This is a genomic window from Amycolatopsis sp. 195334CR, assembly GCF_017309385.1.
Taxonomy (GTDB): Bacteria; Actinomycetota; Actinomycetes; order Mycobacteriales; family Pseudonocardiaceae; genus Amycolatopsis.
The window spans coordinates 2,163,201-2,185,784 of sequence record NZ_JAFJMJ010000001.1 but is presented as its reverse complement, the minus strand read 5'-3'; the positions used below and the strand labels follow the sequence as shown (position 1 = coordinate 2,185,784).

The 22,584-nt window shown below is 70.4% G+C and carries 18 protein-coding genes; 10 read left to right on the top strand and 8 right to left on the bottom strand.

Annotation, left to right across the window (positions count from 1 at the left end):
• Nucleotides 1-230: 230 nt before the first annotated feature.
• Both JYK18_RS10690 and JYK18_RS10685 read right to left on the bottom strand, forming a co-directional pair.
• Nucleotides 231-2,153: a DUF6541 family protein gene (locus tag JYK18_RS10690; protein ID WP_307795858.1), complete on the bottom strand. Its 1,923-nt coding sequence runs from the start codon at nucleotides 2,151-2,153 to the stop codon at nucleotides 231-233.
• A 110-nt stretch (nucleotides 2,154-2,263) separates the two neighbouring features.
• Nucleotides 2,264-4,207, bottom strand: a complete 1,944-nt coding sequence (locus JYK18_RS10685; RefSeq protein WP_307795857.1) for a DUF6541 family protein — start codon at nucleotides 4,205-4,207, stop codon at nucleotides 2,264-2,266.
• A 220-nt stretch (nucleotides 4,208-4,427) separates the two neighbouring features.
• On the opposite strand from JYK18_RS10685, the gene JYK18_RS10680 reads away from it, so the two are divergent.
• On the top strand, nucleotides 4,428-6,083 hold the full coding sequence (locus JYK18_RS10680; protein WP_206801934.1) for a hypothetical protein: 1,656 nt from the start codon (nucleotides 4,428-4,430) through the stop codon (nucleotides 6,081-6,083).
• Between the two features lie 43 nt (nucleotides 6,084-6,126).
• Nucleotides 6,127-6,861, top strand: a complete 735-nt coding sequence (locus tag JYK18_RS10675) for a 1-acyl-sn-glycerol-3-phosphate acyltransferase (protein WP_206801933.1) — start codon at nucleotides 6,127-6,129, stop codon at nucleotides 6,859-6,861.
• A gap of 86 nt (nucleotides 6,862-6,947) precedes the next feature.
• Here the strand turns inward: JYK18_RS10675 and JYK18_RS10670 are convergent, their stop codons facing one another.
• Nucleotides 6,948-7,763 (bottom strand): Cof-type HAD-IIB family hydrolase, encoded by an 816-nt coding sequence (locus JYK18_RS10670; RefSeq protein ID WP_206801932.1) that lies wholly within the window; start codon nucleotides 7,761-7,763, stop codon nucleotides 6,948-6,950.
• A 79-nt stretch (nucleotides 7,764-7,842) separates the two neighbouring features.
• Between JYK18_RS10670 and JYK18_RS10665 the strand changes: the two genes are divergently transcribed.
• Nucleotides 7,843-8,730 (top strand): LLM class flavin-dependent oxidoreductase, encoded by an 888-nt coding sequence (locus JYK18_RS10665; RefSeq protein WP_206801931.1) that lies wholly within the window; start codon nucleotides 7,843-7,845, stop codon nucleotides 8,728-8,730.
• Between the two features lie 229 nt (nucleotides 8,731-8,959).
• Here the strand turns inward: JYK18_RS10665 and JYK18_RS10660 are convergent, their stop codons facing one another.
• A complete protein-coding gene (locus tag JYK18_RS10660; RefSeq protein WP_206801930.1) occupies nucleotides 8,960-10,924 on the bottom strand; it encodes a DUF6541 family protein in 1,965 nt (654 codons plus the stop codon).
• A 79-nt stretch (nucleotides 10,925-11,003) separates the two neighbouring features.
• Between JYK18_RS10660 and glf the strand changes: the two genes are divergently transcribed.
• The 5 genes from glf (at nucleotide 11,004) to JYK18_RS10635 (ending at nucleotide 16,987) form a co-directional block, all read left to right on the top strand.
• Nucleotides 11,004-12,230, top strand: coding sequence for a UDP-galactopyranose mutase (gene glf, locus JYK18_RS10655; protein ID WP_206801929.1), 1,227 nt, complete (start codon nucleotides 11,004-11,006; stop codon nucleotides 12,228-12,230).
• A complete protein-coding gene (locus JYK18_RS10650) occupies nucleotides 12,223-12,738 on the top strand; it encodes a phosphatase PAP2 family protein (RefSeq protein WP_206801928.1) in 516 nt (171 codons plus the stop codon). The genes glf and JYK18_RS10650 overlap by 8 nt, the downstream gene beginning before the upstream one ends.
• Nucleotides 12,735-13,736 (top strand): decaprenyl-phosphate phosphoribosyltransferase, encoded by a 1,002-nt coding sequence (locus JYK18_RS10645; RefSeq protein WP_206801927.1) that lies wholly within the window; start codon nucleotides 12,735-12,737, stop codon nucleotides 13,734-13,736. The genes JYK18_RS10650 and JYK18_RS10645 overlap by 4 nt, the downstream gene beginning before the upstream one ends.
• Nucleotides 13,737-13,809: 73 nt before the next feature.
• Nucleotides 13,810-15,360, top strand: a complete 1,551-nt coding sequence (locus JYK18_RS10640; protein ID WP_307795856.1) for a hypothetical protein — start codon at nucleotides 13,810-13,812, stop codon at nucleotides 15,358-15,360.
• Nucleotides 15,361-15,424: 64 nt separating this feature from the next.
• Nucleotides 15,425-16,987: a hypothetical protein gene (locus JYK18_RS10635; protein ID WP_206801926.1), complete on the top strand. Its 1,563-nt coding sequence runs from the start codon at nucleotides 15,425-15,427 to the stop codon at nucleotides 16,985-16,987.
• Here JYK18_RS10635 and JYK18_RS10630 read toward each other — a convergent pair.
• Nucleotides 16,975-17,493: a YceI family protein gene (locus JYK18_RS10630; RefSeq protein WP_206801925.1), complete on the bottom strand. Its 519-nt coding sequence runs from the start codon at nucleotides 17,491-17,493 to the stop codon at nucleotides 16,975-16,977. The two genes, JYK18_RS10635 and JYK18_RS10630, sit on opposite strands and share 13 nt — an antisense overlap.
• A 179-nt stretch (nucleotides 17,494-17,672) precedes the next feature.
• Between JYK18_RS10630 and JYK18_RS10625 the strand changes: the two genes are divergently transcribed.
• The gene (locus tag JYK18_RS10625) at nucleotides 17,673-18,590 is read left to right on the top strand and encodes a hypothetical protein (protein ID WP_206801924.1); all 918 of its coding nucleotides are present in this window, start codon (nucleotides 17,673-17,675) and stop codon (nucleotides 18,588-18,590) included.
• Nucleotides 18,591-18,600: 10 nt separating this feature from the next.
• Here the strand turns inward: JYK18_RS10625 and JYK18_RS46575 are convergent, their stop codons facing one another.
• The 3 genes from JYK18_RS46575 to JYK18_RS10610 are packed head-to-tail and all read right to left on the bottom strand — an operon-like array spanning nucleotide 18,601 to nucleotide 21,967.
• Nucleotides 18,601-19,914, bottom strand: a complete 1,314-nt coding sequence (locus tag JYK18_RS46575; RefSeq protein ID WP_242579055.1) for a hypothetical protein — start codon at nucleotides 19,912-19,914, stop codon at nucleotides 18,601-18,603.
• Nucleotides 19,833-20,588, bottom strand: coding sequence for a decaprenylphospho-beta-D-erythro-pentofuranosid-2-ulose 2-reductase (locus tag JYK18_RS10615; RefSeq protein ID WP_206801923.1), 756 nt, complete (start codon nucleotides 20,586-20,588; stop codon nucleotides 19,833-19,835). The genes JYK18_RS46575 and JYK18_RS10615 overlap by 82 nt, the downstream gene beginning before the upstream one ends.
• Nucleotides 20,585-21,967 (bottom strand): FAD-binding oxidoreductase, encoded by a 1,383-nt coding sequence (locus JYK18_RS10610; RefSeq protein WP_206801922.1) that lies wholly within the window; start codon nucleotides 21,965-21,967, stop codon nucleotides 20,585-20,587. The genes JYK18_RS10615 and JYK18_RS10610 overlap by 4 nt, the downstream gene beginning before the upstream one ends.
• A 94-nt stretch (nucleotides 21,968-22,061) precedes the next feature.
• On the opposite strand from JYK18_RS10610, the gene JYK18_RS10605 reads away from it, so the two are divergent.
• On the top strand, nucleotides 22,062-22,499 hold the full coding sequence (locus JYK18_RS10605) for a GtrA family protein (protein WP_206801921.1): 438 nt from the start codon (nucleotides 22,062-22,064) through the stop codon (nucleotides 22,497-22,499).
• The last annotated feature ends 85 nt before the right edge of the window (nucleotides 22,500-22,584 follow it).

The window sequence follows — 22,584 nt, the reverse complement described above, 5'->3', positions numbered from 1 at the left end:
GGTGAGATAGCACGGAGAGCCTCGCCAGGACTGAATCCGTGAAGATCAAGTCCGACCGCGAAGGCTCTCCGTGATCACCTGTCGTGCCGCGCTCGATATCGCCGCCCGATCGGCTACCCCACCTCGCCTGACCGCCACCATCCTGCGCGGGTGCCCGCTGCACAGCGGAGCGCCGAGGTCGCTACTGAGAAAACCTCATTCGTGACATGGCCGGTGGCGAGCCCCGCGGCCTACGGGGTCAGCTGGTACAGCGAAGCGTCCGCGTTCCGGTAAACCAGCTTCACGAACGGCTGCCCGTCCAAACCGACGAGGCCCTTCTGCCGCGTCGCTTCCGGCGGGTAGCCGTACTGGCCGACCAGCACCCAGCGGATGTTCAGCCGCTGCACGGCGGCCCGTACGGCCGGGTCGGTGGCGTAGTCGCGGAAGCGGTCCGCCAGCAGGAGCGCGTCGGCCGGGGGGAGGGCCTGGTCGTAGTGCCCGGCCACGCCGCGCACCCCGCTGATCGCGTACACCCACGCCCCGCCGTCGAAGCGGTCGTTCATCACCCAGTCACCCGGCTGCGCGCGCTTCTCCAGCTCCAACATCGCCTGCGCCTCGTCCGGGCTGACCGGCAGCTTGTGCTTGTCCACCCCGGGCCCGTTGCCGTACCCCGGCGTCACCCAGCCGGTGTTCGCGCCTGTGTACAGGCCGTTCGTGATCCCCACGAACCCGGCCAGCACCACCACCGCGGTCACCGGGGCGAGCCACGTCGCCGAGCGCCACCGCGCGATGCCGTCCTTCAACCAGGTCGCCAGCTCGGCCAGCCCGTGCCCGGCGATCACCACCAGCGGCACCATGGCCATCGACACGAACCGGTACGGGTCGTCCCACCACGGCCGGGAAATCGCCATCACCAGCGGATGGTTCGACGAGGACACCGCGATGTACAGCAACCCGGACACCAGCGCGGTGCCGCCGATCCAGCGCAGCCCGTTCAGCTTCCGGAAGAACACCAGCCCCAGGAACAACGCGGCGGCCAGCCAGATCTGCGGCCGCGGCATGTCGTGCTGGAAGCTCAGCAGCGTGCCCAGCGCCGAACCGGTGGTGCCCTGGCTCGGCCAGCCCCAGTACGGCACGTCCCCGCTGGCCAGCCCGATCGCGCCGAACAACTGCATCGCGGCGACCACCATGCTGGCCACGCCGATCGGCAGCAGCGCCAGCAGGTCCCGCCCGATCGGCTTCCACTTGCGGGCCGAAAGCCACCGCTGCGCGATCATCGGCAACGCGAACACGATCCCGGCGAACAACGTCGACGAGTGCACGGTCAGCAGCCCGACCGCGGCGAGCACGAAGACCAGCCCGGTGTCCAGCGCCGGGCGCACCAGGTACCGGTGCAGCGCTACCGTGCCCAGCGGGGTCAGCGCCAGCCCGAGCAGGAACGGCAGCAGCGGCCCGCGCGACATCGACTGGTACATCACCGCGGTCGGCGCGATCGCCACCAGCGCCACCGCGCCGGCCATCACCGCGCGCCCGCGGAACTCGCGCACCACGGCGACCAGCGACAGCGACAGCAACCCCGGCAGGAGCAGCGTGTTCGTGTTCATGATGGCCGGGATGGTGGCGCCGCTGAGCTGGTAGGCGACCGTGCCGATCAGGTGGTAGGCGTTGGGGTAGAACAGCCCGCCGCGCTCGGCGTACCAGTTCGTCAGGCTGGTGCCGAACAGGCTGCCGTCGCCGGTGTCGGCGATGTACCGGATCGCGTTCGCGTGGTACACCGCGTCGAAGCCCTGCGAGATCGCGTCCAGCTCGACCAGCCCGCGCCACACGGTGAAGATGCCGACCGCGCCCGCGAGGAGCAGGCACGCCAGCACGGACAGGTGGCCGGCGCGGGCCCACAGCGGTGCGTCCGGTTCCGGCCGGGACCGCCGCGAAACGAGCCACCGCAGGCCGAACGCCACACCGGTGAACACGATTGTGGCGATGACGAACGTGAGCACGTTGAACGGCAGGCCGATGGCCGCCAGCCACGGCCCGGCCAGCCCGCCGATGGCGTAGGTGAACAGCGGCGCCATGCCCGCCAGCACCCAGCCGCGCAGCCCGGCCGCGAACCCGGTCAGCAGACCCGGCAGGAAGATGACCAGCGCGTAGAGCGCGATGGTGAGGGCGTCGAACACTGGGCTGGTACTGGTGGGCACACTTCCCCCGGGCTAGGTGGTTCCGCGCGGAATCTCGGGTGAGCCTAACGAGGCCGGTGTTCACCCGATTCGGGGCCTGGTACTGCCGATCACCCCGGTGCCGCTACGACGTTCGTCTCCCCCGGTGCGTCCGCGCGGAGGATCCGGTAGAGCGTCGCGTCCGGGTTGCGGTAGACGACTTCGAGGAACGGCAACCCCTCCAGCGAGGCCATGCCGGGGGAGCGCTTGGTCGCGTTGGCCTCGCCCGCCTTCGCGGTGACCAGCACCCAGTGCAGGTTGCGGCGCTCGACCGCGTCGCGCACGGCGGCGTTCGTGCCGTACTCGGCGAAGTGCTGGGTGAGCAGCTCGGTGTCGGCCTGCCTGCCCGCGCGCTCGTCGTGGGCGATGATTGTGCGCACGCCGCCGATCGCGTAGGTCCAGACACTGCCGTCGAACCAGTCGTTCATCGCCCATTCACCGGGCTTGGCGCGCTTGCCCAGCTCCAGCATCGCGGCGGCTTCGTTCGGCGTGACCACCACGACCGCATCCGGTTTGCGTGCGGTGTTGCCCCAGGTCAGCGCCACGTAGTCGGCGTTGTTGCGCAGGTAGGCGCCCTGGGACGCGACCAGGAAACCGCCGAGCACGACCACCGCGGCGAGCGCGCCGGCCACCCGTGGCGCGAACCGGCCGCCGACCTCGCGCAGCACGCGCTGGACCTCGGCGATGCCGTGCCCGGCCAGTACGCACATGGCCAGCCCGGCCATCGCGACCAGCCGGAACTTGTCGTCCCACCACGGCCGCGAAATCGCCATCACCAGCGGGTGGTCCGAGGTCGCCACGAGCAGGTAGAGCACGCCGAACACGGCGGCCGACCCGGCGAGCCAGCGCAGGTCGCCGAGCCGCCGGAACCCGATCAGCCCGAGCACCACGGCACCGGCCAGCAGCAGCTGCGGGTCGAGTGAATTGTGCGAGAACAACAGGAGTTCGCCGACGGCCTGCGTGGGCGTGGTGTTCGCGACCCAGCCGGTGTAGGTGAAGTTCCCGGCCAGGTTCAGCGCGCCGAGCAGGTGCGGCAGCGCGAGCACCCCGCCGCCGAGCAGGACCGGCAGCAGCGCCAGGAGGTCGCGGCCGAGCGTGCGCCAGCGCTGCACGAGCAGCGGCACCACGAACAGCAGGCCGCCGAACAACGCGCTGGAGTGGATGGCGAGCAGGGCCACCGCGCCCGCGGCGAGCACCAGCCCGGTGTCGAGCGCCGGGCGCAGCAGGTACCGGTGCCCGGCGACGACGATCAGCGGCGTCAGCGCGACGGCCAGGGTGTACGGCAGCAGCGGGCTGCTCCACGCGCCGTAGGTGACCATCGTGGCGCCGACCGAGGTCAGCGCGCTCGCGCCGGCGAGCACGGCACGGCCGCCGAAGTGCCGGACCATGGTCACCACCGACAGCGCCAGCAGCCCGCCGGAGAGCATGGTGTGCGCGTTCAGCACCGCGGGCACGGTGGCGCCGGTGAGCTGGAAGACCAGCGCGGCGGGCAGGTGGTAGCCGTTCGGGTAGAAGAGGCCGTCGTCGTACCAGTGCAGCGAGCCGAGGCCGAACAGGCCGCTGTCGCCGCTCTCGGCGATGTAGCGGATGCCGTTGGCGTGGAAGGGCGCGTCGAAGCCCTGCGGGATCGCGTTGATGCCGCCGAGCCCGCTGTACACCGCGTACGCGCCGATCCCGGCCGCGAGCAGCAGGCAGGCGGCGACCCCGGCGTGCGCCCGCGGGGTCCACACCCGGTCGTGGACGGCGTCACGGCGGTAGCGGCGGGTGGCCGCGGCCACCGCGGTGAGCAGCAGCGTGCACGCGACGAACGAGAACCCGTTGAACGGCAGCCCGAGCAGCGGCAGCAGCGGTCCGAAGACACCGCCGACGGCGTACCCGAGCAGCGGCGCCAGCCCGGCCAGCCGCCAGCCGCGCAGCCCGGCGGCGGCGCCGACGAGCAACCCCGGTGCGCCGAGCACCAGCAGGAAAGCGCAGACCGGTCCCAGCGTGGACCAGCCGGACGTGGAAATGGGCACAACCCACCCGCACCTGGTGAGGCCGCCGGTCTCCCGGCGGGAAACGGAAATTCGAGTGTCGCCGAAACTCCCCGGTTTCCCCGGCGATACGTGCGGTTCACGCCCGGCCGGGTGGTGTGGTTGCCTCGAATGGGTGGAATGAAACGTTCCAGGTCGAATTTCGATACCTTTACGTGACCCACCGGATGGGGGCGGTGCTGCGGCGGAGGGTGAGGGTCTGGTGGTCTTCGTAGTGCTGGGCGTGTGGCTGGCGCTCGCTTTCGGCGTGCTCGCGGCCTGGCGGTCGATCAACGCGGTGAAGACGTGGCGGGTGGCCGCGTTGTCGCTGACGCTCGTCCTGTCGCTGATTCACCAACTGTTGTTCGCCACGGTTGCCGAAGACGCGTTCATCAGTTTCCGCTATTCGCAGAACATCGCCGAAGGCCACGGCCCGGTGTTCAACGCGGGGGAACGCGTCGAGGGTTATTCGAACTTCCTCTGGGTGGTACTGGTCGCCATCCCGAAGACGCTGTTCGGTTTCGACGTGGTGGTCACCGCTTCGGCGCTCGGGGTGGTGTGCGCGCTCGGCTGCGTGCTCGCCGCGTACTTCACGGTGAACCGGATCGTCACCGAAACGCCGGGACTCGGTGTCGCCGCGGCGATCCTGACCGCGGGCGCGACCGGGCTCGCCGCGTACGGCCCGTCCGGGCTGGAGACCCCGCTGTTCATCCTGCTCGCGCTGGTGATGTGCCACGCGCTTGCGGCGGGGCGCGCGGTGGTCGCCGGGGTGGTGGTCGCGCTCGCCACGATGACCAGGCCGGACGGGGTGGTGCTGGCCGTGGTCGCCGGGCTGTGGCTGGTCAACGCGGCCGCGCGCGGGCGGGTCACCTGGTGGGGGCCGGGCGGGTTCACCCTGGGCGCATTGGTGCTGGTGGTGCCGTGGACGGCCTGGCGGGTGACCTACTACGGGCACCTGGTGCCGAACGCCGTGGCGGCGAAGGTCGGCGGCTCGCTCGACTGGCAGCTGGCGCAGGGCGGGCAGTACCTGTCCTCGTTCTCCCTGGTGCACCAGGGGTATCTGCTGATCGCCGTGGCCGCGATGACCGCGTTGCTGCGGCGGCGCCGGGAGATGTCCGCCGAGGAGCGCCGCGGCCGGTCGGTGGTCTGGCTGATCTTCGCGCTCGGGGGCGCGTACCTGCTGTTCATGACCTACGTCGGTGGTGACTGGATGCCGGCGTGGCGGCTGCTGGCGCCGGTGCCGGTGCTGTTCGCCGTGGGCGCGGTGGCCGCGTACGGCGTGGTGACCGGGAGCGTGCCGTCGCCGCGGCCGCGCACGCAGCCGGTCGGCGGGAAGCTGGTGCCCGCGGTCGCGCTGGGGTTGTGCCTGCTGTCGTTCCTGGTGTCCGCGATGAGCCCGGCGGCGCTGCCGCTGATGCGGGAGTGGCGGCACAAGATCGGGCAGATGGAGGAGATCGGCTCGTGGCTCGGGGAGCGGCTGCCACCGGGCACGGTGATCAGCACCTACGCCAACGGCGCGCTGTCGTACCGGGCGGGCACCAAGATCGTCGTGGTCGACGTGCTGGGCCTGACCGACGAGCACATCGCCCGCGAGGGGCGGCGTGACGAGGCGCTCGGGCCGGTCGGGCACATCGCCAACGACTACGACTACGTGGTCAACGGCAGGCGTCCGGCGCTCGCGGTGACCACCGGCAACGGTTACGCCGACCGCCAGCGCTGCGGGGCCGATCCGGCGTACGCGGCGTTGTACTCGGTGGCCACCTTCCGCCGTGAGGGCACCGACCAGTGGATCGCCGTGTACCCGAGGGCCGAGCAGGCAGCCCGGCTGATCGAGCGGCTGGACGCGGATCCGCGGTTCACCTACGTGCCCTGCCCGTGAACACGAACTGGACAGTAACCTACGGTCGCGTAACCTGACCGGTATGGCTGAACTGGTGTACCCGCCCGTCGTGCTGGCGGCCAAGTTGATGTTCCGCGTGCTCGACAACAAGCTGCGCGTGGCCGGGGCGGAGCACATCCCCGCCACCGGTGGCGCGGTGATCGCCTGCAACCACGTGAGCTACCTGGACTTCATCTTCTGCGGGCTGGGCGCGCAACCGGCCAAGCGGCTGGTGCGGTTCATGGCGAAGCAGGAGATCTTCGCGAACAAGGTGGCCGGGCCGCTGATGCGCGGGATGCACCACATCCCGGTGGACCGGTCGGCCGGGGCCGCTTCGTACCGGGAGGCGGTGGCGCGGCTGCGGGCCGGTGAGGTCGTCGGCGTGTTCCCGGAGGCGACGATCAGCCGGTCGTTCACCGTGAAGGAGATCAAGTCGGGCGCGGTGCGGATGGCCGCCGAGGCCGGGGTGCCGGTGGTGCCGATGGCGCTGTGGGGCACGCACCGCCTGTGGACGAAGGGGCGCCCGCGCACGCTGACGAAGCGGCACGTGCCGATCTCGATCCTGGCGGGGGAGCCGTTCAGCCCGGGCCCCGACGACGACGCCGAGGTGCTGACGAAGGACCTGCGGGCGCGGATGAGCGCGCTGCTGGACCGCGTGCAGGCCGACTACCCGGAACAACCCGCCACCGAGGACGAGCGGTGGTGGCTGCCCGCGCACCTGGGCGGCACGGCCCCCACCCCGGAAGCCGCTGCCGCCCTGGACGCCCGCCGGGAGTGACCCCCCGCCTCAGCCCAATGCTATGAGTGGGGCATTACTTGCGTTGATTGCAAGTAATGCCCCACTCATAGCAATCGGGGACCGCGTCAGAACCACCGTTCCAGGACTTGGGCGACGCCGTCTTCCGAGTTCGGGGCGGTGGTTTCGTCGGCGACTTCCAGCAGGGCCGGGTGCGCGTTCGCCATCGCCACGCCGTGGCCCGCCCAGCGCAGCATGTCGATGTCGTTCGGCATGTCCCCGAAGGCGACCACCCGGTCGGCCGGCACGTCCAGCCGCTCGGTCACCCAGCCCAGCCCGCTGCCCTTGGTCATGCCCGGCGCGGCCAGCTCGATCAGCCCCGCATTCGACGAGTACGTGATGTCCACCGCGTCCCCGAGCACCTCGCGCGCCGCGGCCGCCATCTCGTCCGAGGTCATGCCCTGGTGCCGCACCAGCAGCTTGACCGCCGGGTGCCCGAGCGTTTCGGCGCGCGGGACCGAGAACCCCTCGCCGTCGCCCCACGGGTTGCGGTAGCCCGTCTCGTACACGTAGTTGTGGATCTCCGGGTCGACCGCCCGCCTGCCGACGCGCTCCGCGGCGAACTTGCAGCCCGGGATCGCCAGCTCGACCTCCTTCGCGTAGTCGATCAGCTGCACCGGTTCGAGCCGCCCGCGGACTTCGACGACCTCGTCCTTGCCGATGTGGTAGATCACCGCACCGTTCGAACACACTGCGTAACCGGTTAGACCGGCTGGGCGAGCGACGGGCGGGATCCAGCGTGGCGGGCGACCGCTCGCGAGCACCACCGGCACCCCGTCCGCGGCGGCGCGCCGGAGCGCGGTGAGCGTGCGCGCGGTCAGCTCGGCCAGCGGCGAGAGCAGGGTGCCATCGATGTCGGACGCGATCAGCAGGGGTTTCTCCACGCCCCCAGTTTTCCAGAGCGCACCTGATCGGGGCGCGACCCGGCATGGTCACCCACCGCTTCGCCCCTACGCTGAGCTGGTGCGAGTAGGCATTGTGATCCTTCCCGAAGATCGTTGGTGGGCGGCCGAGCCGAAGTGGCGGGCCGCCGAGGAGTACGGCTTCGACCACGCCTGGACCTATGACCACCTCGGCTGGCGGGACCTCGTCGACGGCCCGTGGTTCAGCGCCATCCCGACGCTGACCGCCGCCGCGACGGTCACCGAGAAGATCCGCCTCGGCACCCTGGTCGCCTCCCCGGTGGCCCGGCACCCGGTGCCGTTCATGCGCGAGCTGATCACCCTCGACGACGTGTCCGACGGCCGCGCGCTGCTCGGCGTCGGCGCCGGGGTGACCAGCGCGCACTACGACGCGGTGGCCATCGGCGAGGCCGAGCTGACCGACCGCCAGCGCGCCGACCGCTTCACCGAGTTCGTCGAAGCCCTCGACGGCCTGCTGACCCAGGACAAGTTCGACTACCCCGGCGAGTACTACACCGCGCGCGGCGCCCGGAACCTGCCCGGCTGCGTGCAGCGCCCGCGGCTGCCGTTCCTGATCGCCGCGAACGGGCCGAGGACCATGCGCCTGGCCGCCCGGTTCGGCTCCGGCTGGGTGACCACCGGTCAGAAGACCGACGACCAGGACCGGTGGTGGGCGGGCGTCGCCGAGAAGGTGGCGAAGTTCGACGAGATCCTCGCCGCGGCGGGTCGCGAGCACCACGCGATCGACCGCTACCTGAGCCTGGACGCCGCGCCGGTCTTCTCGCTGAGCAGCGTGGAGGCCTTCACCGACGCGGCCGGGCGCGCGCAGGAGCTGGGCTTCACCGACGTGGTGTCCCACTGGCCGCGGTCGAGCAGTTGGTACGAGGGCCGGGAGGCCGTGCTCGAACAGGTCGCCGCTGACGTCCTGCCGCGACTGCAGGGTCGGTAAGTTCACTCGATCGAGTGACGCTGGGTCGAGAAGGAAACCGATTACCGGTCTCCGGAGTCATCGTTTTAGTAGGCGGGACAGACTGAGTCGGGTGAGTACCCGGGCTCGAAGGATCACCCCGGGGGTGATGGGGGGCGAGACGACCTCCGTGTGGCGCCGACGGGCAAGGGGCGGCCCGGCCACGCGGAGGTCTCTCCGTTTCGCGGGTAAAAGCTTCGCGGGGGAGAGCTCAGCGCAGGATGCGGTAGATCATCGCGTCCGGGTTCGCGTAGATCTTCTCCAGGAACGGCAGCCCGTCGAGGTCGCGCAGCCCCGGCGCCCGGATCACGTCCGGCTTGATCGAGCCCGAGCCCAGCAGCACGTGCCGCACGTTCAGCCGCTCGACAGCTGCGCGGACGTCCGGGTTCGTGTCGTACTCGCGGAAGTGGTTCGACAGGAAGGTGGCGTCCGGCGGCGCCACCCCGGGGTCGTAGTGCCCGGCCACCGGCCGCACCCCGGAGATGGCGAACAGCCAGGCCGTGCCGTCCAGCCGGTCGTTGAGCACCTTCTCGCCGGGCACGGCGAACTTGCCCATCTCCCGCATCGCGTCGACCTCGAAGTCGGTGACCGGCACCGGACGGCCGATCGACTCGGGCCCGTTGTGGTACGCGTACGCCACCGCGGTCGCGTTCGCCGTGGTGTAGAAGCCGTTGGTGCCCACCGCGAGCACGCTGACCAGCAGCACCGCGCTGGCCACGCCGATCCGGGCGGGCAGCCGCGGCCGGGCCTTGACCCAGTCCCAGCCCGCGGCCACCTTGGCCAGCAGGCGCTGCAGTTCGGCCAGGCCGTGCGCGGCGAGCAGGCACAACGGGATCGCGGCCAGCGACATCAGCCGGTACCGGTCGTTCCACCACGGCCGGGAGAACGAGATCACCCACGGCAGCGCGCCGTAGCAGGCGACCAGCACGAAGGTGCCGGACAGCAGCAGCGCGGAGAAGGCCACCCAGCGCATGGCGCCGAGCGCCCGCGCGGTCAGGATGCCCGCCACCAGCAGCACGCACAGCACCATCTGCGGTTCCTGGAGCACCTGCCGGAAGGTCAGCAGCTGCGCCAGCGCCGAGGACACCGGGATGTCCGACGCCCACGGGATGTACGGGTACGAGCTGGAGGTGAACGCGATCGCGCCGAGCACCTGTGGCGCCGCCAGCACCAGCGCGGCGAGCCCGGCCGGGACCATCCGCAGCAGGTCGCGCCACCACACGCCCTCGCGCCGGAACCAGCGCTGGAGCAGCAGCGGGATGGTGAACAGGATGGCGCCGAACAGGGCGCTGGAGTGCGCCAGGAGCAGCCCGACGATGGTCAGCGCGAACACCATGCCGGACTCCACGTCCGGCCGGGTCAGGAACCGCTGGAGGGCGACCGCGGCCAGCGGGGTGAGCACGATGCCCAGCGCGAACGGCAGCAGCCCGCTCGACACCGACTCGTAGGCGCCGGTGGTGGCCGCCCCGGCCACGATGGCGGCGCTGCCGGCGAAGGCCGCGCGCCCGCCGAACTGGCGGATGGTGGCGGCCAGCGCCAGGGCGAAGATGCCGGCGATCGGCACCGTGATGCCGTTCAGCGCGGCCGGGATGGAGGCGCCGGAGATCGAGTACACCAGCGCGCCGACCAGGTGGTAGGCGTTCGGGTAGAAGGAGCCGTCCGGGTACCAGTTGATGGTCGACATGCCGACCAGCGAGCCGTCGCCGGTCTCGGCGATGTAGCGGATGCCGTTCGCGTGGTAGACGGTGTCCCAGCGCTGGAAGACCGAGCTGGCACCGTCGGCGGCGGAGAGCACCACGATCATCGACAGCGCGGTGGCCAGCAGCACGCAGCCGATCACCGCCGCGTGCGCGCGCTTGGTCCAGTGCGGCCCCCGAGGCAGCGGCACCTTCGACACCCAGCCGCGCGAGCGGGCCAGCATCCGCACGCCGAAGGCGAGGCCGGCCAGCAGCAGGGAGAAGGCGGCGGCGGTGGCCGTGTTGTAGGGCAGGCCCGCCATCGACAGCCACGGCCCGGCCGAGCCCAGTGAAAAGTAGGTGAACAGTGGCGCCAGTCCGGCCAGGGCCCAGCCCCGCAGGCCGGCGCCGATCCCGATCAAGCCGCCCGGCACCGCCAGCACGACCAGGTAGACACTGATCGTGCTCAGGGAGGTCCAGAACGTATCCGGTGTTGGCACGGCTTCCTACGGTGTTTTCAAGGGGCTGGAACTGGGCGGGGCGCAGTCCGTCCGGAGTACGTGAGTACCCTGGGCGCCCGTGAGCGCGCAGACGAACCCCGTCAAGATTACTGAACACGAATTCGCCGGTTACGACCTGATCGTGGTTGGGTCGGGTTTCTTCGGCCTGACCGTGGCCGAGCGAGCCGCCACCCAGCTGGGCAAGCGGGTGCTGGTGCTCGAACGCCGCGGCCACATCGGCGGCAACGCCTACTCCGAGGCGGAGCCGGAAACCGGTATCGAGGTGCACAAGTACGGCGCGCACCTGTTCCACACCTCGAACAAGCGCGTGTGGGAGTACGTGAACCAGTTCACCGAGTTCACGAACTACCAGCACCGGGTGTTCGGCAAGTACCAGGGGCAGGTCTACCCGCTGCCGATGAACCTGGCGCTGATCAACCAGTTCTTCGGCAAGTCGCACACGCCGGACGAGGCGCGCGAGCTCATCGCCAAGCAGGCTTCGGAGTTCAACACCGAGGACGCGCAGAACCTCGAGGAGAAGGCGATCTCGCTGATCGGCCGTCCCCTCTACGAGGCGTTCATCCGCGGCTACACGGCCAAGCAGTGGGAGAACGACCCGAAGAACCTCGGCGCGAACATCATCACCCGCCTGCCGGTGCGCTACACCTTCGACAACCGCTACTTCAACGACACCTACGAGGGCCTGCCGGTCAACGGCTACACCGCGTGGCTGGAGAAGATGGCGGAGCACGAGAACATCGAGGTGCGGCTGAACGTCGACTACTTCGACGTGCGCGAGGCCATCCCGGCGGGCACCCCGACGGTCTACACCGGGCCGCTGGACCGCTACTTCGACTACTCCGCGGGCCGGTTCACCTGGCGCACGGTCGACTTCGAGTCCGAGGTCGTGCAGGCCGGTGACTTCCAGGGCACCTCGGTGGTCAACTACAACGACGAGGAAGTGCCCTACACCCGGATCATCGAGTTCCGGCACTTCCACCCGGAGCGCAAGCACTACCCGAACGACAAGACGGTGGTCTTCCGCGAGTACTCCCGGTTCGCCGACGAGAAGGACGAGCCGTACTACCCGATCAACACCCCGGAGAACCGCGACAAGCTGGAGAAGTACCGGGAGCTGGCCAAGGTCGAGGCCAAGGAGCGCAACGTGCTCTTCGGCGGCCGCCTCGGCACCTACAAGTACCTCGACATGCACATGGCGATCGGCTCCGCGCTGACCGCGTTCGACAACAAGATCGCCCCGCACCTGACCGACGGTGCCCCCCTCGACGGGTCGCTCGATGCTTGAGCGGAACGAGCCCGCTCCCGAGGTCAAGGTCCTCGCCAAGGTCCAGGGCGCGATCAAGCGCCCGGTGACGGTGAAGGCCGCTCGCGGCCTGAGCCACTTCGGTGAGCACAGCGCGGGCTGGTTCGCGCTCGGCCTGGTCGGCGCCGCGGTGGACAAGGAACGGCGCCGGGACTGGCTGGTCGCGGCGGCCGGCGTGGTCGGCGCGCACGCCGCGTCCATCGCGGTCAAGCGGGTGGTCCGCCGCCCGCGACCGGAGCACCCGAGCGTCGAGGTGCTGGTCGGCACCCCGAGCAAGCTGAGCTTCCCGTCTTCGCACGCCACCTCCACCACGGCGGCGGCGGTGCTCTACTCCGGACTGACCGGGCGTAACCTCGTGCCTGCACTCGTGCCGCCGATGCTGGCCTCACGCCTCGTGCTCGGCGTGCACTACCCGACGGACGTGCTCGCCGGAGCGGCACTGGGCGGGGTCGTCGGCGGTCTCATCCGACGGAAGCTGAAGCAAAGATGAGTGAAGCAACCGAGCGAACCGACGAGAAGGACAAGGTGGAGGAGAAGCCCACCCTGTCCGACGAACTGGAGACGGCCGAAGACGCGCCGGAACCGGAGCCGGTCGCGCCCGCGAAGGGCCGTGGCCCGCTGGGCACCGCGAAGGGGGTGCTGAAGACCGCGCGCCCGCGCCAGTGGGTGAAGAACGTGCTGGTCTTCGCCGCGCCCTTCACCGCGGCGCAGTTCGGCAACGGGGGTGTGCTGCTCGACGCGGCCATCGCCTTCGTGGCGTTCTCGCTGGTGGCGTCCTCGATCTACCTGATCAACGACGCGGTGGACGTGGAAGCCGACCGCGCGCACCCGACCAAGTGCAAGCGGCCGATCGCGGCGGGCATCGTGCCGGTGCCGGTGGCCTACGTCTCGGCGGTGGCGTTCTTCGCCGTCGGGCTGGGCATCTCGTTCCTGGCCAGCCCGCAGCTGTCGATCGTGCTGGTGGTCTACGAAGCCGTGCAGCTCGGTTACTGCTTCGGCCTCAAGCACCAGCCGGTGATCGACCTGGCCATCGTCGGCTCGGGCTTCCTGATGCGCTCGATCGCCGGTGGTGTCGCCGCCGGCATCGCGCTCTCGCAGTGGTTCCTGCTGGTCACCGCGTTCGGCTCGCTGTTCATGGTGGCGGGCAAGCGGTACGCCGAGGTGATGCTCTTCGAGCGCACCGGGGCGAAGATCCGCTCCTCGCTGAAGAAGTACTCGGCGAGCTACCTGCGGTTCGTCTGGGCGACCTCGGCCGCCATCCTGATCATGTCCTACAGCCTGTGGGCGTTCGAGCTGCGTGAGCGCGCCGACGGTTCGGTGTGGCCGGTGGTCTCGATGGTGCCGTTCGTGGTCGCCGTGCTGCGGTACGCCGTCGACGTCGACGGCGGCAAGGCCGGTGAGCCGGAGGAGATCGCGCTCAGCGACCGGGTGCTGCAGGTTCTCGGCGTGACCTGGGTCGTCACGCTGGGCTTGGCCTACTACTTGTAAACGGAAGACACACATGTCGATAGGGCAGACGGTGGAGCCGATCTCGGCGGGTTCGAACACTGGCGAAGCTGAGGTGACCACCTCTGTCCGCGACCACGTGCGGGCGGCGTGGTGGCTGCCGGTGTTCGCGGTGGTCGCCACGGCGGCGTTGTTCCTGGTGGTCAAGGACAGCCTGACCGACGACGCGTACATCACCCTGGCGTACGCGAAGAACCTCGCGGTGCACGGCGAATGGGGCCTGATCGCCGGGGAGCACGCCAACTCGGCGACCTCCCCGCTGAACATCCTGCTGCTGGCGCTGGCCACCCTGCTCACCCGGATCTTCGGCGACGCGCACCCGGTGATCGCGCTCGGCCTGGTCACCGTGGCCGCCGGCGCGGTGATCGGCTGGGCGTGGATGCGTCTGGTCGCCGCGCTCCGGCTGCCCTCGTTCGCCGGCGTGCTCGGCATCGCGGTGGTGCTGCTCAACCCGTTCGTGCTTTCCGCGATCGGGCTGGAGGTGCTGCTGATCCCGGCGGCGCTGATCCTGCTCACCGTGTTCGCCGTCGAGGGCCGCCCGGTGTGGTTCGGCGCGATCGCCGGGCTGGCCGTGATGATCCGGCTCGACCTGGTCGTTTTTGTGCTCATCCTGGCGTTCTCCTCGGCCGCGATCCGGCGGAAGCTGGTCAAGGCGGTGCTCGCGGCGGTGGCCGTGGCCGGGCCCTGGTACCTGTTCAGCTGGATCGCCTTCGGCTCGGCGGTGCCGGACACCCTGGTGATCAAGCAGCTGCAGGGCGGGCTGTTCGGCGAGTGGAGCTTCTTCACCGGCCCGGTGATGTACTTCACCGGCCGCAAGATCGTCACCGCGGTGGCCTTCGCGCCCGCGCTGGCCGGGCTGTTCGTGCTGGTCAGCTGGTTCCTGGTGCGGTTCGCGGTGCGGTGGGAGAAGTTAGAGGGAGGGCGGGGGGGCCTTAAAGAGATGGCCAAGATCGGCCCGCTGGCCGCGCTCGGTGCCGGCGGCGTCGTCTACTACGGCGTGTACACGCTGATGGGCGTAGGCCCGTACCACTGGTACTTCGTCGCGCCGATCGTCTCGCTGAGCATGTCGGGCGTGGCCATCCTGGCCTTCTGGCTGGCCCGCTCGCGCGAGCAGGAGCGGCTGGAGTCGCGGCCGCCCGCGCTGGCGCTCGGCCTGGTCGGACTGGCGCTGCTGGGCAACATCGCGGTGGTCGCCAAGCCGGGCGTGCCGTGGGAGTCGCCGCTGATCTTCGGCAACTGGGCGAGCGCGCCGGACTACGCGCGCGTCGGCAAGGCGCTCGGCGAACGCCTCGACGGCGCCACGGTGTCCAGCCCGGGTGAGATCGGCACGCTGGCCTACTACTGCGAGTGCAAGATCGTCGACGAGTTCTCCGACCGCGGTCGCGTGGTGGACAAGGTGGAGAAGCGGATCGCCGAGGCCAACCCGATCACCAGCTTCGCGCTGCGGGTGAACTACCTCTTCTTCGACCGGTCGATCAAGCCGGAGCCGATCCAGTACGAGCTGAAGTACGCCTCGGGTCCGGCCGTCGGCCCGGACAGCTGGACGGTGCATTCGGCGGCGAAGGGCGTCGGGCACTTTTCGCTGGTCCCGGCCGCTCGGCCGTAGGTAACCGGAACTTAATCTCGCGCAGATAACGGACCGATCACAGCAGGAGTTACACTCTTCAGCGATGCGTAGCGCCTTACCCGAAGCCGCCGAGTCCGTCACGACGCCGGACTCGGGCGGCAGACCGGGTCCGCGCTCGGCGAGGTTCTGGTACTTCCCGGCCGGGGTGGCCGCGGTGTCCACCGTGGTGTTCGCGCTGGCCAAGCCCCATTTGATCGACGACACGTACATCACGCTGTCGTACGCGAAGAACCTCGCCATGCACGGCCACTGGGGGCTGATCGCGGACGGGGTGGCCAACACCGCGACCTCGCCGATGAACGTGCTCTCGCTGGCCGCGCTGACCCTGGTGCTGCGGGACGCGGTGATCGCCGCGGCGGTGCTCTTCGTGCTGGCGCAGGTGCTACTGGCGCTCGGGCTGCGGCGGCTCGGCGACCGGATCGGCCTGCCGAACTGGTTCGCCCCGCTGGCGGTCGCGCTGACCACGATCAACCCGCTGCTGATCTCGTCGATCGGGCTGGAGATCGCGCTCGGCGCGGCGGCGGTGGTCTGGGCGCTGGTGTTCGCCACCGAACGCCGTCCGGTGGCGCTGGGGCTGGTGCTCGGCGTGCTCGCGCTGATCCGGCTCGACCTGCTGGTGATGGCGCTGGTCATCTTCGTCGCGCGGCGGTCGTTCTGGACCGGGATCTGGCGCACCTTCTTCGCCGCGCTGGCGGTGGCCGGGCCGTGGTTCACCATCAGCTGGTTCGCGCTCGGCTCGGCCGTGCCGGACACGGTGATCATCAAGACGCTGCAGCGGTCGTGGGGCGAGTGGAGCTTCACCAACGGCCCGCTGCTGTACTTCCGCGACTACCCGGCGCAGACCGTGCTGTCGTTCCTGCCGGTCGTGCTGGCCGGGATGCTGGTGCTGTTGTGGCTGGCGCTCCTGGTGCGCGGCAGCGACACCGCCCGGCGGATCCTGCCGTTCGGTGTGCTCGCGCTGGCCGGTTTCGCCCACTACCTGGCCTACGCGTGGCTGAACGTGCCGCCGTACCACTGGTACTACGGTCCGAGCATCGCCGCTACCACGGTGTTCCTGGCGGCCGCGGTCGCCTCGGTGGACGGCGAGGCGTTCCGGCAGCGCGTGCTCGCCGGCGCGGGCCTGGTGGGCACGGCGGTGGTGGCCGCGGTGGCCGTCGCGGTCTACCTGGCGCCCGGGCTGCCCCGGCAGTACGCGCCGCTGACCAGCAACCACGCCGCGTCGGAGCAGTACCTGGAGATCGGCGAGCAGCTGGCGCAGGTGGCGCAGGGCCGGAAGGTGCACAGCGCGGGCGAGATCGGCGCGCTGGCGTACGCGTGCGACTGCCCGATCGTCGACCTGTTCTCCGACCGCGGTGCGGTGGCGCCCGCGATCGCCGAGAGCGAGAGCCGGGCGAGCGCGCTGGGCAAGGCGCTGATCGACCTGAACTTCCGGTTCTTCGACCATTCGATCGCCCCGGCGGACACCGACCTGGTCCTCGAAGTCACCCATGACGCCCCGCCGCCGACCGCGCTGGCGAGCTGGACGATCAGCTCACCCTGGTCGGGCACGCAGCAGCTGTACCTGGTCTCCGCCGCGAACGCGCGGCCGACCGGTCAGCCCTGGTGAGCAGCGGTCGCGGTGACGTCGAGGGTGAGTTCGAAAACGCTGCCCCCGAGCCCCCGCAGGGTAGTGACGCCGAAGTCCGTGCGGTTCACCTTCGTCCGCGCTCGCACGGTGAAGCCGTCTCCGGCGCGTGAAGCGGTTTCGATGTCGAGCGCGACCTCGCGCGTGGTCTCCCGCACGGTCAGCTCGCCGGTGAGCTTCCACGCCCCGTCGTCCACCGCCACCCGGCCGGAGATGAACTCGATCAGCGGGAACCGGCCCGCGTCGAGGTAGCGCGGCGAGCGGACCTCGTTGTCGCGCTGACTGTTGCCGGTGTCGAAGCTGGCCACGTCGATGGACGCCTCGGCGAGCGAGTCGGTGATCGGGTCGGCGACCTGGATGGTGCCCGCCCGGATGGCAAACCGGCCGCGCACCGGGGCCAGCCCGAACAGGTGACGGCCGGCCAGGCCGACCACCGAACTGGCCGGATCGATGCGGTAGGTGCCGGGAGCGGGCAGTTCGACGGTCATACCGCCATGATTTCCCGGCGGCGACCGGAAATCCATTAGGGAGCCGGTGGAACCGCCGTCAGCCGATCGGTGGATGTGCCGCCGCCCCGGTGGGTAATTCGGCCGTCCGGGAGCGCCACGATTTGGTGAATTCTCGACGTGGTCAAACCGGATGCCAAGCCGGATCGAGAGGAGTCCCCGTGGCCGGAGAGTACCGAATCGAGCCAGCCGAGGTCCGCAGCATCACCAGCACCGTGCGCGAGCTGGGATCCACGGCCTTGGAGACCACCAGAGACCTCGACCGGCTGGTGCTCGACGGGCTGGCGTTCGCGCAGATCGGCGGTTCGGTGGCCGGCGCCAACGCGAACCTGCAGCAGCAGCTGGTCAGCGGGCTGAGCCGGTTCGTCAACCTGGTCGAGGACCTGACCGAGAAGCTCAAGTCCGCTGTGGACGGTTACGACGACGCCGACCGCGCCACCGCGCAGGGTTACGGTGGCGGCAACGGCGAGGTGCAGCTGGCCCAGGCGCAGGGCGGCGGGGCCGCGGCGGGTGGCAACCCCGACCAGCTCGACCCGCGCGTGGTGGAGTCGATCATGCGGTCCGAGGGCGCGTCCGGCGAGCAGGGCGGGCGGCAGGAGGCGTACGGCTTCCGCGAGGGCAACGGCACCGCCTACCGCGAGATCATGGAGGCGCGCCGGCTGCACGGGCAGGGCAGCGCCGAGGAGATCGCCGTGGTCACCCGGCACATGTCGGACAGCGCGCGGCAGGCGGGCGCGCTGAACTTCACCGACGCCGGTGTGCAGGCGGCGATCATGTCCGGGGCGCACATGCGCGGCGTCGGCGGTGTGCAGGCGATCCTGAACTCCATGGCGGGCGCGGACATCGTGCGCAGCGGGCAGCTGACCCCGGAGACCATCCAGCACATCCAGGGCCTGTCCTCGGAGCAGTTCCAGCAGCAGTTCCGCGACACGCGCCTGGAGTACGACCGCGAGATCTACGGCGACACCACCACCCGCCAGGGCGGTCAGGTGCAGAACTGGTGGGACCGCTACGGCAACGGCCTGACCCAGCGCTACGACCGCGAGCAGCAGGAGTTCCTCGGCTTGGCGCGCGAATGACCCTGCGGATTCACGTACCGAGGCGGCGCGAGGTGAGCGGGTCGCGGACCAGCAGCGTGGAGCCGTCGGCGAAGTCGAGCCGGATGACCGGCGCCGACGGCAGGGTGCGCCCGACGATCTCGGCGCTCAGGCTGCGGATGCTGGACGCGGGCAGTTCACCGAATGTGGTGAACGGGTTCCTGTCGGCGTCGGCGTCGGCCAGCAGGCGGGTCGGGTAGACCACTGCCGCCCGGTGCGAGGTCAGCGTCAGCCGCGCGTCGCCGCGGGTGTGGGCGAAGTGGTCGGCGAAGCGCACCGCGTGCTGGTCGGGGCGCGTGGCGTGCGCCCAGAACGCGACGGTCGGGTCGTCGACCCAGTCCTCGCCCCCGGCCTGGGAAGTCCGGTCGGCCGGGCGCGGCCACTTCAGCCTGCCGAGCTCGACCTCCGGCACCTCGCCGAGCGGTTCGTGCGGCAGCCGGAGTTCGCCGTCCAGCACCACGCCGGTGTAGCCGTTGATCGGCGCGCAGGCCAGCACCAGCCGTTCTCCCGGGTGCAGCCAGTGGCCGGTCATCTCCTTGGTGACGGTCTTCAGCTCGTACTCGGCGGTCGAGGTCTCCCAAGCGGGTCCGGTCACCCCGCGCACGAAGTCGATCCCCGAACCGTCCACAAGGGACACCCGCGAGCCGTGGGCCCCGGCGATCAGCGCCGCCGGGATCTCCGCCGCGAGCACGAAGTCCTTGGGCGCGACCGGTTCCCCTTCGAGGTTGTCCCCGAACTTGGCCCGGGTGTCGGTGATGATCCGGCCGATCTTCGCCAGCCCCTTGCCGAACCGCGAAGCCTTGCCCAGCAGCGAATCCTCGACCGGCGAAGCCTCGACCGGCGCGCGTTCGGTGAACACCACCAGCCGCTGCGAGGTCAGCACCCACAACCGCAGCAGCGCCCGGCTGATCGACGGCACCGCGCTCAGGTGTTGGTGCGCGAGGCAGCCCGCCCGCGGCCCGGACACCAGCACGTCCGCCGGCGGCGGCTTGTCCGTTCCGTTGTCCGCGCCGTCGAGCACGCCGGCGACCACGGCACCGGCGAAGCCGCCGACCGCGCCCAGCCCCCGGCTAACCACGCCGCGCTTCGGTTCCCCCGTCGGCGTCAGATGCTGGATGTCGTAGTAGTGCGTGCGCGCGAACCCCGCCCACACCACGGACTCCCCGGGCCGGACCAGCGCGCGGGCGTGCGCGCCGGGTCCGAGCGCCCGGTGCAGGTAGTTGCTCAGAGCGGGAGCTTGCGGAAGATCGGCCGGGGCACGTGCCGCAGCGCCGACATGACGAACCGGAACGGCGCGGGCGACCACACCAGGTCCTTGCCGCGCCGGGCCGCGTCGACCGCGGTGGCCGCGACGTCCTCGACGTTCGTGGTCAGCGGCGCGTCCTTCATGCCCTCGGTCATCTTCGTCCGGACCTGGCCGGAGCGGACCACGGTGACCTTGACCCCGTGCGGTGCGAGCGCCTCGCCGAGGCCGAGGTAGAAGCCGTCGAAACCGGCCTTGGTGGAGCCGTAGACGAAGTTCGACCGGCGCACCCGCTCACCGGCCACAGAGGACAGTGCGATGACCGTGCCGTGGCCCTGCTGCTTGAGCTTCTCCGACAGCGCCACGCCCACCGAGACCGCGGCGGTGTAGTTCACCGTGGCCGCCTCGACGGCCTTCGGGTGGTCCTGCCACAGCTCCTCGGCGTCGCCGAGCAGCCCGAACGCGACCACCGCGACGTCGATGTCACCACCGGCGAAGGCCTGCTCGACGACCGCCGGGTGCGAGGCGGTGTCCTTGGCGTCGAAGTTCACCGTGGACACCTCGGCCCCGGCGTTCTTCAGCCGCTGCGCGGCCGCCTCCAGCCGCTCGGACGGCCGCGCCGCCAGCACCACCCGCAGCGGGGCGGCGCTCAGGTACTTCTCGGCGATCGCCAGCGCGATGTCCGAGGTGCCGCCGAGCAGCAGCAGCGATTGCGGGTTTCCCACGGCGTCGATCAAAGTCCCAGCCTCCGGCTCATGTCGGACGCGAACACGCCCTCGGGGTCAACGGAATTGCGGATCTTGCGCCATTCGTCCAGGCGCGGGTACATCCTCGCGAAGGTCTCCGGCGCGGTGCGCGAGTCCTTCGCGGTGTAGAGCCTGCCGCCGGCGGCGAGCACGTGCTCGTCCAGCTCGGTGCAGAACCGGCCGAGATCACCCCGGATGGGGAAGTCCACGCTGAGCATGAAGCCCGGCGACGGCCAGGACAGCGGCGCCGGGTTGGCGTCACCCATCCGCTTGAACACGTTCAGGAACGAGTAGTGGCCCGACTCGGCGATCCGCAGGCACAGCCCCTTGAGCTGCTCCTCGGCGCCGAACGGCACGGAGAACTGGTACTGCAGGAAGCCCTTCGAGCCGTAGCCGCGGTTCCACTCGCTGAGCATGTCCAGCGGGTGGTAGAACTGCGTCAGGTTCTGGATCTTGCCGCGCACGCCCTTCTTCGGCACCGTGCGGAGCCAGAGGTTGCCCGCCAGCGTGGTGGTGAACTTGTTGACCAGTCCGCTCGGGAACACGTCCGGCAGGGTGAGCAGCTGCGGCGCGTCGAACTTCAGCGGGTCGGCCCGCAGCTTCGGCGGCAGCTCGTCGAGCTTGGCCAGCGAACCGCGGGAGAAGGTGGCCCGGCCCAGCCGCCCGTCGCGCGAGATCAGGTCCGGCACCGACATCGAGTAGTCGTAGTTGCGATCGGAGCCGTTGGTCAGCAGCTCCAGCGTCTCGTCCAGGTTGTCCGTGCGGTCCGCGTCGACCACGAAGTACGCACTCTCGGTCTTCTTCATCGCGATGGTCGCGCGCAGGATGATCCCGGTCAGGCCGATCCCGGCCACGGTCGCCCAGAAGAGCTCCGCCTCGGGACCCTCCGGCGTCAGCGTGCGCACCTGGCCGTCCGCGGTGAGCAGGTCCATCGACCGCACGTGGTTGCCGAAGCTGCCCGCGGAGTGGTGGTTCTTGCCGTGGATGTCGTTGGCGATGGCCCCGCCGATGGTCACCTGCCGGGTGCCCGGCAGCACCGGCACCCACAGCCCGTGCGGCAGCGCCGCGCGCATCAGCTGGTCGAGGTTCACCCCGGCGTCCACGTCGACCAGCGCGTTGTCCGGGTCGATCGAGTGGATGCGGTTCAGCGCGGTCATGTCGACCACCAGGCCACCGGCGTTCTGCGCCGGGTCGCCGTAGGAGCGGCCCAGGCCACGCGCGATCACGCCGCGGCCGCCCGCCTGGGCCACCGCCTTGGCGATCAGGTCGGCATCGGGCGTGCTCAGCACTTCGGCGACGGTCGGCGCGGTGCGCCCCCAGCCGGTCAGTGTCCGCCGCTCGGTCTGGAGTTTCGGGCTCGGATGGCTCACCCGGACCAGGGTAGCCACCGCCCCATCACGGGCCTTTAACCAACCGCTTCTACACTGGCTGCCGTCAATGACCCCAGGTCGATGAGGTAGCGCGGTGGTGTCAACCGAGCCAGAGGCGGTCCCGGACCGATCGGCCTCGCCCGGATTAGTGGGCCAGCTCGTCCGGTTCGTGCTGATCGGCGGCTTCTGCGCGCTGGTCGACTCCGGCCTCTACTGGCTGCTGCTGCAAGCCGGGACCTGGGTGCACCTGGCGAAGGCCGTGAGCTTCATCGCGGGTACCACCACCGCGTACTTCCTGAACCGCCGGTTCACCTTCACCGCCGGCAGCACCGGCGGGGCCGGGCAGGTCGGCGGTTTCGTCCTGCTCTACACGGTCACGTTCTTCGTCAACGTCGGCGCGAACGCGCTGGCGTTGAGCCTGCTCCCCGATTTCCGCTGGCGGGTCGCGCTGGCCTGGGTGATCGCCCAGGGCCTGGCGACGACCATCAACTTCGTGATGCTCAAGTGGGTCGTGTTTCGCGAGAAGTCGTGACTCAGTGACCGTCTGTGAAGACTTCACAGACTCAACCTGTACTTTGTGACCGCGTGTTGGAATCCCCCTTGGAGGACTGAGGATT

Coding starts and splice junctions, on each gene's coding strand:
- JYK18_RS10675 (WP_206801933.1), top strand. CDS start 6,127: ATGGCTGAACTGGTGTACCCGCCCGTCGTGCTGGCGGCCAAGTTGATG.
- JYK18_RS10650 (WP_206801928.1), top strand. CDS start 12,223: ATGCTTGAGCGGAACGAGCCCGCTCCCGAGGTCAAGGTCCTCGCCAAG.
- JYK18_RS10645 (WP_206801927.1), top strand. CDS start 12,735: ATGAGTGAAGCAACCGAGCGAACCGACGAGAAGGACAAGGTGGAGGAG.
- JYK18_RS10635 (WP_206801926.1), top strand. CDS start 15,425: ATGCGTAGCGCCTTACCCGAAGCCGCCGAGTCCGTCACGACGCCGGAC.
- JYK18_RS10630 (WP_206801925.1), bottom strand. CDS start 17,493: ATGACCGTCGAACTGCCCGCTCCCGGCACCTACCGCATCGATCCGGCC.